Origin of the sequence: Halomonas sp. LES1, assembly GCF_031846005.1 — a bacterium.
Taxonomy (GTDB): domain Bacteria; phylum Pseudomonadota; class Gammaproteobacteria; order Pseudomonadales; family Halomonadaceae; genus Halomonas.
The window spans coordinates 366,692-380,842 of record NZ_JAVRGC010000003.1; the positions used below are offsets into that span (position 1 = coordinate 366,692).

Annotated in this window: 12 protein-coding genes; 2 read left to right on the forward strand and 10 right to left on the reverse strand. The window is 65.8% G+C overall.

The annotated features are described in order from the left end of the window. Positions 1-26: 26 nt before the first annotated feature. On the reverse strand, positions 27-1,379 hold the full coding sequence (locus RM463_RS09010; RefSeq protein ID WP_195687869.1) for an OmpP1/FadL family transporter: 1,353 nt from the start codon (positions 1,377-1,379) through the stop codon (positions 27-29). Positions 1,380-1,681: 302 nt separating this feature from the next. Between RM463_RS09010 and RM463_RS09015 the strand changes: the two genes are divergently transcribed. Next, complete coding sequence (locus tag RM463_RS09015; protein WP_195687870.1) at positions 1,682-2,143, forward strand: MerR family transcriptional regulator; 462 nt, start codon at positions 1,682-1,684, stop codon at positions 2,141-2,143. Next, positions 2,140-4,947 (forward strand): heavy metal translocating P-type ATPase, encoded by a 2,808-nt coding sequence (locus RM463_RS09020; RefSeq protein ID WP_409230096.1) that lies wholly within the window; start codon positions 2,140-2,142, stop codon positions 4,945-4,947. Before RM463_RS09015 ends, RM463_RS09020 begins: the two co-directional genes overlap by 4 nt. A 92-nt stretch (positions 4,948-5,039) precedes the next feature. On the opposite strand, the gene RM463_RS09025 is transcribed toward RM463_RS09020, so the two are convergent. The 9 genes from RM463_RS09025 to rpsP form a co-directional block, all read right to left on the reverse strand. Further along, on the reverse strand, positions 5,040-6,833 hold the full coding sequence (locus tag RM463_RS09025; protein WP_409228554.1) for a single-stranded-DNA-specific exonuclease RecJ: 1,794 nt from the start codon (positions 6,831-6,833) through the stop codon (positions 5,040-5,042). A gap of 209 nt (positions 6,834-7,042) precedes the next feature. Further along, positions 7,043-8,431, reverse strand: coding sequence for a threonine synthase (gene thrC, locus RM463_RS09030; RefSeq protein ID WP_195687872.1), 1,389 nt, complete (start codon positions 8,429-8,431; stop codon positions 7,043-7,045). 3 nt (positions 8,432-8,434) lie between these two features. Beyond that, complete coding sequence (locus RM463_RS09035; RefSeq protein WP_195687873.1) at positions 8,435-9,751, reverse strand: homoserine dehydrogenase; 1,317 nt, start codon at positions 9,749-9,751, stop codon at positions 8,435-8,437. 139 nt (positions 9,752-9,890) lie between these two features. Continuing rightward, a complete protein-coding gene (locus tag RM463_RS09040; RefSeq protein ID WP_229332948.1) occupies positions 9,891-10,640 on the reverse strand; it encodes a DsbC family protein in 750 nt (249 codons plus the stop codon). A 3-nt stretch (positions 10,641-10,643) separates the two neighbouring features. After that, a complete protein-coding gene (gene xerD / locus RM463_RS09045; RefSeq protein ID WP_195687874.1) occupies positions 10,644-11,543 on the reverse strand; it encodes a site-specific tyrosine recombinase XerD in 900 nt (299 codons plus the stop codon). A gap of 116 nt (positions 11,544-11,659) precedes the next feature. After that, positions 11,660-12,016, reverse strand: coding sequence for a 50S ribosomal protein L19 (gene rplS / locus RM463_RS09050; protein WP_195687875.1), 357 nt, complete (start codon positions 12,014-12,016; stop codon positions 11,660-11,662). Between the two features lie 153 nt (positions 12,017-12,169). After that, positions 12,170-12,931, reverse strand: a complete 762-nt coding sequence (gene trmD, locus RM463_RS09055; RefSeq protein WP_195687894.1) for a tRNA (guanosine(37)-N1)-methyltransferase TrmD — start codon at positions 12,929-12,931, stop codon at positions 12,170-12,172. Between the two features lie 53 nt (positions 12,932-12,984). Then, positions 12,985-13,536, reverse strand: a complete 552-nt coding sequence (gene rimM, locus RM463_RS09060) for a ribosome maturation factor RimM (RefSeq protein ID WP_195687876.1) — start codon at positions 13,534-13,536, stop codon at positions 12,985-12,987. Between the two features lie 38 nt (positions 13,537-13,574). Next, positions 13,575-13,823 (reverse strand): 30S ribosomal protein S16, encoded by a 249-nt coding sequence (gene rpsP, locus RM463_RS09065; RefSeq protein WP_195687877.1) that lies wholly within the window; start codon positions 13,821-13,823, stop codon positions 13,575-13,577. Positions 13,824-14,151 lie beyond the last annotated feature (328 nt).

Here is a 14,151-nt window from a genome sequence, read left to right on the forward strand (position 1 = left end):
CTGTCATGCGCCTGGCGGATTATCGCTTAGAAGCGGTAGGTCAGCTGAGCGCCGAAGCCATGGGCCTCGTTCTTGTAGTCGGCGGCGTACGTGGCACCTCCAACCGGCACACCACCGGTTGCTGGACTTGCCAGGTGGTCAGCACGGGTCTGCTCAATACGAGTGGTGTGCTCGGTAAGGTAGGAATAGGCGAAGTCGATGGTCAGCGCCTCAGTCGGTGTCCAGCCGGCTCCCAGCGAGAAGATGCGGCGATCATCCGAGGGAATCCGCACGCTGCGGTGCTCATCATTGCTCGGGGTCTCATCCAGCGACAGGCCGGCCCGCAGCACCCACTGGGGATTCAGCTGGTACTCGCCCCCCACCGCGAAGGCCCAGGCATTGCTGTAGTTCTGGGTCTCATTGGTAATCTCTGGAATGGTATCACCGGTAACACGAATCTCCTGGAACTTGCTCCAGCGCGACCAGGAGGCACCGAACATCAGCTTGAGCCTGTCGGTCATCTGCTGGGTCACGGAGAAGTTGACGGTCTCAGGCGTGGTGAGATCGAGATAGGCGTTGTCGGACCTGACAACATTACCCATCGGGTCAGTGGCCTTGAAGTCACCCTCAAGCTCATATTCGACCTCAGAGCGGTAGGTCAGCCCCAGGGTGGTCTCCGGCACCGGCTGGTACATCACGCCGATATTGTATCCCCAGGCCTCGTCGTCGCCGTCGACACGTGCATCGACATCGCCCGCTGGGTCATAGCTTTGAACACTGGGGATCTGACGGCGCAGCTCGCCTTCCACCTGGTTGTAGGTGATGCCGGCGCCGATCGACCACTGCTCATTGAAGCGATAGGAGACCGTCGGTTGCGCGCTGACCACCGTGACCTCGGTGTAGTTGCCAAAGTAGCGACCCTGGAAGTCATCCTCGTAGTCGGTCTTGGAGCCGAAGGGCGCGTAGACCCCGAAGCCGAAAGCCAGCCTGTCATTGACCGGATGGGCATAGAAGGCGAAGGGAATCGCCTTGTTGCCGACCATATCGCCCTCGTTACCGCCCGGTATGGGCCCTGCCGGCACCTGAGTGCCATTCGGCATGCCACCCATGGCAACGCCAGAATCGACGTTGCGTGTGGCGGTGACATTGCTGATATCGTTATTGACGACCAGATAGGTGGCACCGGCAGAGAGCTGGGCACGATCCAGAAATGACATCCCCGCCGGGTTGCCGAAGACGATGGTGGCATCCTGAACGTTGGAGCTACGCCCGGCATGGCCATAGCCCTGGCCGCTGACGCTCTGTTCGTTAAGCTGGAAGCCACCGGCCTGGGCCTGGCTGGTGAAGGCGGCGGCCGTCACGGCGGCGGCGAGGGTCAGGCGATTGAACTTGTTCTTCATGAGATCCATCCCTTGCGGTGCTGTTGTTACGTTGGCGCTGGCATTGCCTCTCCCCGGAGGCGGGCGCGTGCCCTCCCCTTTTCGCGTATGCCAACGCTCGTTTCAACCCCAAACGACCGTTTTAATGCCGAATCCGCTAATACTTTGGTCGCACAGCTGTTTGATATTGTGAACTTTCAGTGGGTTACACAACACCTCGCAACATATGCCGCAACGACGCGTGCCCTGTACTACGACGGCTTGACCCTTGTGTTACCCAAAGGTTTTACACTGCAAGTATGCCACTCTCGAGAGATACCGTCATGAAGGTCAGTGAACTGGCGAAGGGGGCCGGCGTTACCGCCGAGACCGTGCGCCACTATGTGCGCGAGGGGCTTCTGCACCCCGAGCGCCACCCCGACAACGGCTACCAGCTATTCACCCAGGTCGACCTGGAGCGGCTGCGCTTTATTCAGCGCGCCCGCACCCTGGGCTTCGGTGTGGCCGAGATACGCGAGATCCTCGATCACGCCGATCACGGCGACTCGCCCTGCCCCATGGTGCGCGACCTGCTGGCCAGTCGCCTGCCACAGATCCATGCGCGCATCGCCGAGCTGCAGGCGCTGGCCGAGCGCATGGAGCAGGCGCTGGAGACCTGGGCCGGCATGCCCGATGGCACCCCGGACGGCCACAGCCTGTGCCGGCTGATCGAGAGCTTTCCCGAACCGCTGCGGGGCGATGCAAAGCGTCGCGCCGACGAGCACGCCCCAAAGGAGGAGCCATGAACGCTACCCTCGAACGCCAGATCCCCGGCATGAGCTGCCAGGGCTGCGTCAAGCGCATGCGCGAGGCGATTCAAGCCGAGGACCCGAGTGCCGAGGTGGTCGGTGAGCCGGATGAGCAGCGCCTCTCGGTCACCACCCGCCTCGACGATGAGCAGCTCGACCACGCCCTTCAAGCGGCCGGCTACCCTCCGGCGGACCGTCCACTGCAGCACGAGCGCCAGGTGCCCGGCATGAGCTGTCAGGGCTGCGTCAAACGCATGCGTGAGGCGATCCAGGCCGAGGACCCGGACGCCGAGGTGGTCGGTGAGCCGGCGGAGAAGCGCCTTGACGTGGTAACCCGACTGGATGGCCAGACACTGGACCGCGTGTTGAGCGAGGCCGGCTATCCGACGGGCGAGGCGGCAGCGGAGAGTGACGCGGCACCCTCTGCCGAACAGGGTGAGGCACCTGTCGACGAGGCAGCGGCCAAGCCAGAGGCGGCCGATAGTGAGCGCACCGCCACCCAGCGGTTGGCGATCAGCGGCATGACCTGCGCCAGCTGCGTCAAGAGCGTGCAGCAGGCGCTGGAAAAGACGCCGGGCGTGGCCACGGCGTCGGTCAACTTCGGCACCCACACCGCCCAGGTTCACGGCAGCGCCGACGAAGACGCGCTGATCGCCGCGATAGAGGACGTCGGCTACGGCGCCGAGCCCATCGTCGACATGCGCGAGGCCGAGGCCAGCCGCGCCGACAAGGAGCAGCGCCTGTATAGAAAGCGCCTGCACGGCAGCTTCTGGTCGCTGGCGCTGGCGGTGCCGCTGATGGCCAGCATGTTCTTCTATCACCCCGAGGCCGTTGGCGCCGGTCGCCTCTACTGGGGCGTGATCGGCCTGCTGACGCTTTTGATCATGGCCTTTCCCGGCCGGCACTTCTTCATCAACGCCTGGAAAAACGCCCGCCATCACCAGGCCAACATGGACACCCTGGTGGCCATAGGCACCGGCACCGCCTGGCTCTACTCCATGGCGGTGGTGTTTCTCGGCGGCTGGCTGCCCGAGGCCGCCCGGGGCATCTATTTCGAGGCCTCGGCCATGGTCATCGGCCTGATCCTGCTGGGCAACGCCGTGGAGCTCAAGGCCCGGGGCCGCACCAGCGATGCGCTCAAGCGCCTGCTCGACCTGCAGAGCAAGACCGCCCGGGTCATTCGCGACGGTGAGGAGCGCGAGGTCGATATCGACGACGTGCGCCAGGGCGACCATATCCGCGTGCGCCCCGGCGAGCGCCTGCCGGTGGATGGCGAGGTGACCGAGGGCCAGAGCCATATCGACGAGTCGATGCTCACCGGCGAGCCGCTGCCGGTGGTCAAGGGCCAGGGCGACGAGGTCAGCGCCGGCACCGTCAACGGTCGCGGCGGCCTGGTCTATCGCGCCACCCGGGTGGGCAGCGATACCCGCCTGGGGCAGATCACCGAGCAGGTGGCCAGCGCCCAGAACTCGCGCCCGCCGATTGGCGATCTGGTCGACAAGGTCTCCAGCGTCTTCGTGCCCGCGGTGATGATCTTCGCCGTGCTCACCGCGCTTGCCTGGTTCAACTTCGGCGCCGAGCCGCGGGTCATTCATATGCTGGTCACCGCCACCACGGTGCTGATCATCGCCTGCCCCTGCGCGATGGGGCTGGCGACGCCGATCTCCACCATGATCGGGGTGGGCAAGGCCGCCGAGCACGGCGTGCTGGTGAGAAACGGCGAGGCGCTGCAGACGGCCAGCAAGCTATCCACCCTGGTGGTGGACAAGACCGGCACCCTCACCGAGGGCAAGCCGCGGGTCACCGAGGCAGAGATTCTCTCCGGCGATGAGCAGGAGGTATTGGGGCTAGTGGCGGCGCTGGAGCGCGGCTCCGAACACCCGCTGGCGACCGCCATGCTTGCCTACGCGGAAGAGCGCGATGCGGCCGACAGCCAGGTCAGCGACTTTGACAGCATCACCGGCCGCGGTGTCACGGCCCGGTCCGTGACAACAACCGGCGACGGCGGGGGCGAGGGAAAAACCCTGCTGCTGGGCAACGCCAAGCTGATGGAAGAAAACGACGTGAACCTGGCGACGGGACGCGACTTCGCCAGCCGGCTCGAGGACGACGCCCGTACCGTGGTGTATCTGGCCGTGGCCGGCGAGCTGGCCGCCATCTTCGGCGTCAGCGACCCGCTGCGCCACGACACCGTGGCGGCGGTGAAGCGCCTGCATGACGACGGTCTGACCATCGTCATGCTGACCGGCGATAACGAGCACACCGCCCGGGCCATTGCCCGCGCCGTGGGCATCGATGAGTTCCGCGCCGGCCTGCTGCCCGAGGACAAGCACGCCGAGATCGAGCGCCTGCAGGGTGAAGGCGAGGTGGTCGGCATGGTCGGCGACGGCATCAACGACGCCCCGGCGCTGGCCCGGGCCAACGTGGGCTTCGCCATCGGCCAGGGCACCGATGTGGCCATCGAGAGCGCCGGCATCACGTTGATTCGCGGCTCGCTGCACGGCATCGCCGATGCCATCGAGATCAGCCGGGCCACGCTCACCAACATCAAGCAGAACCTGGCCGGCGCCTTCGGCTACAACATCGTCTGCATCCCGATTGCCGCCGGCGTGCTGTATCCGTTCACCGGCATGCTGCTGTCGCCGATGATCGCCGGGGCCGCCATGTCGCTGTCGTCGATCACCGTGGTCAGCAACGCCAACCGGCTGCGCCTGTTCACGGCCAGCGGCGCCGACAAGAACGCTTCCGCCGCCGAGGCTTCGCAGCCACAGGTATCAGAACAGCAGGAGGCACGCTCATGAGCACGCTCGTTACGCTGATCGTCAATCTGGCCGGGCTGGGACTGATCGGCCTGATCGTGTGGTGGTTCTGGGGCAAGGGCTGAACCGCTGTCTCAGGCCTGCTCGGCGTGCTCGACCATCAGCTGCAGGTTATCGCGGCCTCGCCAGCGATTGCGGTTGAGCTTGTAGGCACAGCGCAGCCGGTCACCGACCCCGAAGGCCGGCACCTCGCCGGGCGTCAGCGCCCGGAACCAGATCGCCCGATGGGTCACCGCCCCCAGCGATAGCTCCAGCATCAGGTGAGTGCCGTCGGCGCCCACCGGGCGGAGGCGCTCGACGACAAACTCGCCCTGAAACAGCGGCGGATCGAACTCGCGGCCGAAGGGCCCTACCGCCTGCAGCTCCTCGAGGGTCGCGAGGCTCAGCTGCTCGGGGGCCAGGTCACCATCGGTCAGGATCCTGGGATAGAGCTCGGCCTCGCCCAGCTGTTCGGCCACCGCCGTTAGAAAGGCGGCCTTGAAGGCATCGAGCCGCTCGGCGGGCACCCCGACGCCGGCCGCCCCACGATGCCCTCCGAAACGCGGCAACGCCTCGGGGGCCAGCTCGAAGGTGCGCTGCAGGGCATCGCGCAGATGCAGTCCCTCGATGGAGCGTCCCGAACCGGTCAGCATGCCGGGGGCGGCCGCCGGCGTGAGCACCAGCGCCGGGCGCCCGTAGGCCTGCACCAGCCGGGAGGCGACGATGCCCTGCACCCCCGCATGCCCATCCTCCAGAAAGACCACGACGGCCGGCTCGTCGGCGCTCAGCGCCGGCATCGCCAGCGCTCGCGCCTCCTCGTCCATGTCAGCCTCGATCGCCTTGCGCGACTGGTTGTCCTGATCCAGCGTCTCCAGATGCCGCGCCGCCGAGACATCGTCCGCCGCCAGCATGAAGTGCAAGGCGGCATAGGGGTCATCGAGGCGCGAGCGAGCGTTGATCCGCGGCCCCATCTGGAAGCCCAGGGTCTCGGCGTCGAAGGGCACGCTATCGGCGCCCAGCCGTTGCGCCATGGCGCGCCAGCAAGCCGCCTCCATGCGGTTGATCAGCGCCAGACCGTGGGTCACCACCGCGCGGTTGGCGGGGCTGCCGCCCAGGGAGACACAGTCCGCCACGGTGCCCAGCGCCACATAGGAGAGCCAGGGCGAGAGCTTGGGCGTCGCCTGGGCCAGCACACCCCACTCGATCAACACGCTGCGGGTCAGCGACATGACCAGCCAGGCCACCATGCAGCCGGCGATGGTTGGGTCGGGGTAGTCGCAGTCGTCGCGAGTCGGGTTGACCACGGCATGCGCCGAGGGTGGCGGCCCCTCCACCGGCAGCGCGTGGTGGTCGCTGACCACCACCTCGATGCCCTGGGCCGCCAGGCGTGCGATACGCGGCTCGTCGCTGCTGCCACAGTCGGCGGTAATCACCAGGCTGGGCCGCGGCTTGAGGGCCAGGGTTCGCTCCACCAGGGGCAGACTGATGCCGTAGCCGTCATGGATACGATGACCGATCAGGCTGTGCAGCTTCGCCTCCGGCACGCCGAACAGCTCGTGCAGGGTGCGCCGGATCACCACATGGGAGGTGATGCCGTCGACATCGTAGTCGGTCAGGATGCCGATATGCTCGCCGTCGACCACCGCCTGAGCGATGCGCTCGGCGGCACGCCGGCCATCGGCCAGCTTCTCGGGGTGGGCCAGGTGTCGCAGGCTGGGCGAGACCAGCGGATCAAGCTCCCCCCGATAGCCCGGCAGACGCCCGGCCAGCACCCGAGCCTGAAGCTCGCTGAGCCCTTCGCGCTGGGCGCGGGCGTAGAGCGCGGCATCCCGAGGCCGCGGCAGTATGCGCGGCCTCAGGCGCTCGTTCAGATCGTTGGGGTCGCGTATGGCGTTCAAGCCAAGCACCTCTGGTTCAAGTCTGTGACTGTAGGCCGCTGACCCAGCGAGGGGCGCCGGGGATAGGCCGAAGAGGGGGTCCTATGCCAGGGATGGCATCGGTAGCGCCCAGGGAGGGGTTCACAGCGCCCCCTCGCAGGCCTGTCGCCGGATCAGCCCCGAGCGGCATACAGGCTCGAGGCTGATAGCCACTGGTGACCTCAGCGGCGATTCTCGGCGACGAATTTCTGCACCGCAGAAAGCTCCGCCGGCAGCACGCTGAAGCGCTCCTCACGCTCCAGCAGGTCGTCCATATGCGGCGGCAGCGGCACCCCCGGGAAACCGGCCTTGACCACCGCCTCGGCGAACTTGGCCGGGTGGGCGGTGGCCAAGGTGATAATCGGTACGCTCTCGTCACCCCGTTCGCGCTCGGCGGCGCGGTAGCCGGTGGCGGTGTGCGGGTCGAGGATCTCCTGGGTGCGATGGTGCGCCTCGCGGATCACCTCCAGGATGGTGCTGTCATCGACGCTGTGGCTGGCGAAGCGCTCACGCAGGCGCGATAGCGGCGCCTCGGCCAGGGCCGTGGGCTCGGCCTGGAAGCGCTCGAGCAGGGCATCCACGGCCTTGCCGTCGCGATCATACGCCTCGAACAGCAGGCGCTCGAAGTTCGAGGAGACCACGATATCCATGGAGGGCGCGAGCGTGGCCACCAGTTCCTTCTTCGAGAAGTCGTTGGCGGCCAGGGTGCGGTGCAGGATGTCGTTGGCGTTGGTGGCGATCACGAAACGCTCGACCGGCAGGCCCATGCGATAGGCCATGTAGCCGGCGAAGACGTTGCCGAAGTTGGCCGATGGCACACAGAAGCTCACCTTGCGCCGGGGCGCCCCCAGGGCCACGGCGGAGGCCACGTAGTAGACGATCTGGGCCATGATGCGCGCCCAGTTGATGGAGTTTACCGCCACCAGCCGGGTTCCGTTCAGGAAGTTCTGGTCGGCGAAGCTCGCCTTGACCATCGCCTGGGCGTCGTCGAAGTTGCCCTCGATGGCGACGTTGAAGACGTTGTCCGCCAGCACCGTGGTCATCTGACGACGCTGCACCTCCGACACCCGGTTGTACGGATGGAGAATAAAGATATCGAGGTTGTCGCAGTGGCGGCAGCCCTCGATGGCCGCCGAGCCGGTATCGCCGGAGGTCGCCCCCATGATCACCGCCCGCTCGCCACGCTTCTTGAGGAAGTGGTCGAGGATGCGACCCAGCAGCTGCAGGGCGACATCCTTGAAGGCCAGGGTCGGGCCGTGGAACAGCTCGAGCAGAAAGTGGTTGGCGTCGAGCTGATTGAGCGGCACCACGGCATCATGGCTGAAGGTGGCATACGCCTCCTTCACGATCCCGCGGAATGTCTCGTCATCGATCTCGCCATTGACGAAGGGCTTCATCACCCGGAAGGCGATCTCGGCATAGGAGAGACCGGCCATGGCCGCCAGCTCATCCTGGGAGAGCTCGGGCACATGCTCTGGCACGTAGAGGCCACCATCGTTGGCCATGCCGGTAAGCACGACCTCCTCGAAGGAGAGTGCGGGCGCCTGCCCGCGGGTACTGATATAGCGCATGGGTTATTCCTGCTCGTCCAGGGATTCGACACGAATCCGGGTCACCGGTCCGGCGACATCGGACATGGACTCGATCTGGCGAATCGCCTCGTTCATGCTCTTCTCGGGGGTGCGGTGAGTCAGCAGAATGATCGGCACCAGTTCACCCTCGGTGGCCTCCTTCTGGATCAGCGCCTCGATGGAGATGCCCTGCTCGGAGAGAATGGTCGCCACCCGCGCCAGTACGCCGGGGCGATCCACCGCCAGCAGCCGCAGGTAGTAGGCGGTGGTGATCTCCTCCATGGGCATGATCGGCAGCTGACTGACGTCCTCGCTGATGCCACTGAAGGCCAGGTAGGGCACCCGGTAGTGATGGTCGGTGGCGATATCACGGGCCACGTCGAGCAGGTCGGCCACCACCGCGGAGGCGGTGGGCTCGGCCCCGGCACCGGCGCCGTAGTAGAGGGTCGGCCCCACGGCATCGCCCATCACGGCGATGGCATTCTTGACGCCATGCACGTTGGCCAGCAGGCGCTCCTTGGGGATCAGCGTGGGGTGCACACGCAGCTCCAGGCCCTGCTCGGTCCGCTTGGAGATCCCCAGGTGCTTGATCACGTAGCCCAGGTTGTCGGCCTGCTCCACATCCTCGGCGGTGACCCGGGAGATGCCCTCGGTATAGGCCTTCTCGAACTGCAGCGGCACCCCATAGGCGATGGAGGCGAGGATGGTCAGCTTGTGGGCGGCATCGATGCCCTCGACATCGAAGGTCGGATCGGCTTCCGCATAGCCGAGCGCCTGGGCCTCGGCGAGAACATCATCGAAGGCCCGCCCATCATCGCGCATATGGGTCAGGATATAGTTGCCGGTACCGTTGATGATCCCCGCCACCCACTCGATGCGATTGGCGCCAAGCCCCTCGCGCAGCGACTTGATCACCGGGATGCCGCCGGCCACCGCGGCCTCGAAGGCCACGATCACGCCCTTCTCGTGTGCGGCCGCGAAGATCTCGTTGCCATGCACCGCGATCAGCGCCTTGTTGGCGGTCACCACATGCTTGCCATTCTCGATGGCGGCAAGCACCAGCTCACGCGCCACGTCGTAGCCACCGATCAGCTCCACCACCACGTCGACGTTGGGGTTGCTGGCCACCTCGAAGATATCGGCGGTCGTGTCGATGCCGGTGAGATCACACTCGGGGTTGGGGGTGCGATAGGCGACCTGCTCGATGGCAATCGGTCGCCCGGCCCGCCGGGTAATATCGTCGGCGTTGCGTGTCAGCACGTTGAAGGTTCCGCCACCGACGGTCCCCAGCCCACAGATTCCTACTCTCACCGGTTTCAATGTATTACTCCTGCTCGTGTGTCCGAGTTCGTTATATAGCGTGTCGTGTCCAGATGGCTCGGCGGCCCGCCACCAGGGCGGGCCAGGGCGCTCGGCCACCAGCGCCTGGCCTGCAGGCGTGCGGACAGAGCGGGATGCCCTACTCGTCGAGACCCAGCATGGCGGCCAGACGCTCGGCGGGCACATAGCCCGGTACCAGGCGACCGTCGGGCAGCACAATGGCCGGCGTCCCCTGAACGCCAAGCTCGAGTCCCAGATGATACTGTGACTCGACCGGATTGTCGCAGTCCGCGGGGGTCGAAAGCGAATCCCCCCGCTTGGCGGCACTCATCGCCTCGGCGGAATTGTCGGCACACCACACCTGCTGCATGGTACGCGCGCCCTGGCCGCTCATGCCGCTACGCGGGAAGGCCAGGTAGTGCACCTCGATACCCAGCTTGTTGAGCCGCGGCACCTCTTCGTGAAGCTGCTGGCAGTAGGGGCAGGTGGTATCGGTGAATACCATCACCCTGGCGCGGCTCTGGGCTCCGCGGAAGATCACCCGCTCGGATTCCGGTACCTGGCTCAGACGCTCGGCACGCTCGGCGTTGCGACTCTCCTCGCTCAGGTTGACCAGCCCCTGCTCGCCATTGCGGTAGAGGTCGCCCACCAGAAAGTGTTCACCTTCGGCGTCGCTGTAGAAGCGCTCGCCGGTCTCCAGGCGCACCTCGAAGAGCCCCTCCATCGGCGCCTCGCGGACGCTACGCACCGGCATCGCCTGGCCGCTGACCGACAGCCGTTCGGCAAGTCGCTCGGCCTCACCCTGCTGGGCCTGGGCTGGTGCCGAGAGCAGCATGGCCATGGGCGCGGCGGACAGCCCGATAAGAAGGAGCCGGGAAAGGGTCGTCATGATTCATCCTCGTGGGTGGTGATCGGCATGCAGGCGCTCCAGGCGCGCCTGGGCCACATGGGTATAGATCTGGGTAGTGGAAAGGTCACTGTGACCGAGCAGCAACTGTACGACACGCAGATTGGCACCATGATTCAACAAGTGAGTGGCGAATGCATGGCGCAGGGTATGGGGCGACAGCGAACGCTCGATGCCGGCCACCCTGGCATGATGCTTGATCCGGTACCAGAAGGCCTGCCGGGTCAGCGGGCGGTCATCACGCCCCGGGAAGAGCGCCGGCCGCATGACATCATGCATCAAGGCACCACGCGCGGTGCGCAGGTAGCGCGTGACCCAGTGGACGGCCTCCTCTCCCAGAGGCACCAGGCGGTCCTTGTCCCCCTTACCGCGCACCCTGACCACTCCCTGGCGCAGATTCACGGCATCGGTGGTCAGTCCCACTAGCTCCGAGACGCGCAGCCCCGTGCCATAGAGCACTTCCAGCATGGTGCGGTCTCGAAGCCCCAGATCCGTCATCACATCCGGTGCCGCGATCAACCGCTCCACCTCGGCCTCCTCAAGGGTCTCGGGCAGACTGGGTTGCACCCGGGGCAGCCTGACCTCGGCCAGCGGGTCATGCTCGATGCGCCCCGCCTCCAGCGCCCAACGATAGAAGCGACGCAGGCTGGAGAGCAGGCGCGCATTGCTGCGCAGCCGATAGCCGGCCGCACGCCGCGCATCGAGCCAGGCCGGCAGGCTCCCGGCGCCTGGCGAGAGCAACCCCTCGCCAAGCTCGGCAAGGTGCGCCGCCCAGGCGGTCAGGTCGCGGCGGTAGGCAGCCAGCGTATGCTCGCTGCCCCCCTGCTCCAGCCACAGGGCATCGAGAAAGGTATCGATAACGGCTGTCTCGTCGGCCTCACTCATGAGACTCTCCGGCTGGGCATGCCATATAAAAGGAAACCCCGCCCCGCGAGAGCGGTGACGGGGTTTTCGATCGAGCCGGGGCAGCGCCCCGACCCGAGGGCTCGGAGGCCTTGGCCTCAGGCCAGCTTTTCCTTGATGCGTGCAGACTTGCCGCTGCGCTCACGGAGGTAGTAGAGCTTGGCCTTGCGCACGTCACCGCGACGCTTGACGCTGATGGAGTCGACCAGCGGGCTGTAGGTCTGGAAGGTACGCTCGACACCCACACCGTGGGAGATCTTGCGCACGGTGAAGGCGGAGTTCAGGCCGCGGTTACGCTTGCCGATCACCACGCCTTCGAAGGCCTGGAGACGCTCACGGCTGCCTTCCTTGACCTTGACCTGGACGATAACGGTGTCGCCGGGGGCAAAGGTCGGGATCTCCTTGCTCATCTGCTCGGCTTCGAGCGCCTGGATCACCTTGTTCTTGCTGCTCATGACAATGACTCCTTGATAACGTTGACTCATCGATCGCCTGGGTTGCCGATGAGTCGTGATCCCGGCGCTCGAATGCTCTCGAGAGCGCGGGAGATAATGGGTGACGCGGGGCTGTGAGCTCGATCGCTCAGCGCTCCCGCACCTCCGCCTGCCCTATCTGGCGGGCAGTGCGTGCTCCTCGAGGAACTCCTGCAACAGCCTGCGCTGCTCCTTGTTCAACTCCCTACCCTCGAGCAGGTCGGGGCGTCGCTGCCAGGTACGCCCAAGAGACTGCTTCAGCCGCCAGCGCCGAATGGCACCGTGATTGCCGCTGAGCAGGACCTCCGGCACCTGACGCCCGTCGATCACCTCGGGGCGAGTGTAGTGCGGGCAGTCCAGCAGTCCTTCGTTGAAGGAGTCCTCGACCGCGGAATCCTGATGACCCAGCACTCCGGGCACCAGCCTTGCCGCGGCATCGATCAGCACCATGGCCGGCAGCTCGCCGCCGCTCAACACATAATCACCGATCGACCACTCTTCATCGATGTCGCTCTCCACCACGCGCTCATCGATGCCTTCATAACGCCCCGCCACCACGACCAGTGGCGGCCCGGCCGCCAGCTCCCGAGCCCCGGCCTGATCGAGCCGTCGCCCCTGGGGCGACAGGTAGACCACCCTGGGACGCTGCCCGGTGACCTGCTCGGCCCTGGCTCTGGCCGCATGAATCGCCGCACGCAGGGTATCGACCTTCATCAGCATCCCTGGCCCGCCACCATAGGGGCGGTCATCCACGGTGCGATGTCTGTCGGTGGCGAAGTCGCGAGGATTCCAGACCTCCAGCGCAACATGCCCCTTCTCGACTGCTCGACCGGTAACGCCATAGCGGGTGATCGCCTCGAACATCTCCGGAAACAGCGAGACGACCCCGACCCACATATCGGCCACCCGTTCGGATAGCGAAGAGTCAGCCGTCATCACACCGGATTCCTTCAAAATTCGGGATCCCAGTCGACGTGCATCACGCCATCTTCGAGATCCACCTCGAGGATCACCTCGTCGGGCAGGAACGGCAGCAGCCGCTCACGGGCATCGATGGCATCCGTCTCGAGACTTCCCTTAACGACCATGACGTCATTGGCGCCGGTCTCGAAGAGATGGTCGATACGGCCCAGCACGCTGCCATCACGGGTCACGACCCGCAGGCCTTCCAGCTCGTGCCAGTAGAAATCGTCGCCGCTGAGCTCGGGCAGTTCTGCCTTGGGCAGCACGATCTCTGCGCCGGCCAGCGCTTCGGCGGCCTCGCGGGAGTCGCAGCCTTCGAGCCGGGCCACCAGACCCTTGCCGTGGCGACGCCCCTGCACCAGTCGACAACGCTTCAGCGTCTCGCCCTGACGCACCACCCACTCGGGGTAGTCGAGGATGCCCTCCATGGGGCTGGTGTACGAATACACCTTGAGCCAGCCCTTCACGCCATAGGGGCTGGTCAACTTTCCCAGCACCACATGATCGTCGGCGGGCTGAGCCTCTGCAGATTCGCTCATCGACGACCTCGGAACCGAGACAATCATCGCATCAGACCTCAGGCCTGCTTGCGAGCTTCCTTGACCAGCTCGGCAACACGGCCGGAGAGCTGGGCACCCTGGCTCTGCCAGTGGGTGATACGGTCGAGATCGACACGCAGACGCTCTTCCTGACCACGGGCAACCGGGTTGAAGAAGCCGAGACGCTCGATGAAACGGCCGTCACGGGCGTTGCGGGAATCGGTAACGGTCAGGTGGTAGAAGGGACGCTTCTTGGCGCCACCACGAGCCAGACGAATGGTAACCATGGCCTATTAAGTCCTTCGGTTGATTGGGATTCGGTCACGACGATGACCGCGACACTCGCGGTCCTGTCAGTCAAGACGCAGCATTCTACGGAAAACAGTCCCGCTTGGGAACCTTTTTCGGGCTTATCGCAGATGGCAGTCCCGCTCAAGGCTGTTCCGGCGACAGGCCGTTGAGGGGGCGCTACGAGTACTTCCTTGTGGGCTACCTCGGCCATCCCTGGCCAGCCCGTTCGGAGCAGTACTCCTCACCCCTGGTCCTCGGACCCCCTCTCCGGGTTGTCCCCTGCGCCTTTCGCTATCACCCTGTCGGTAACTGCGTAAGCCTCGG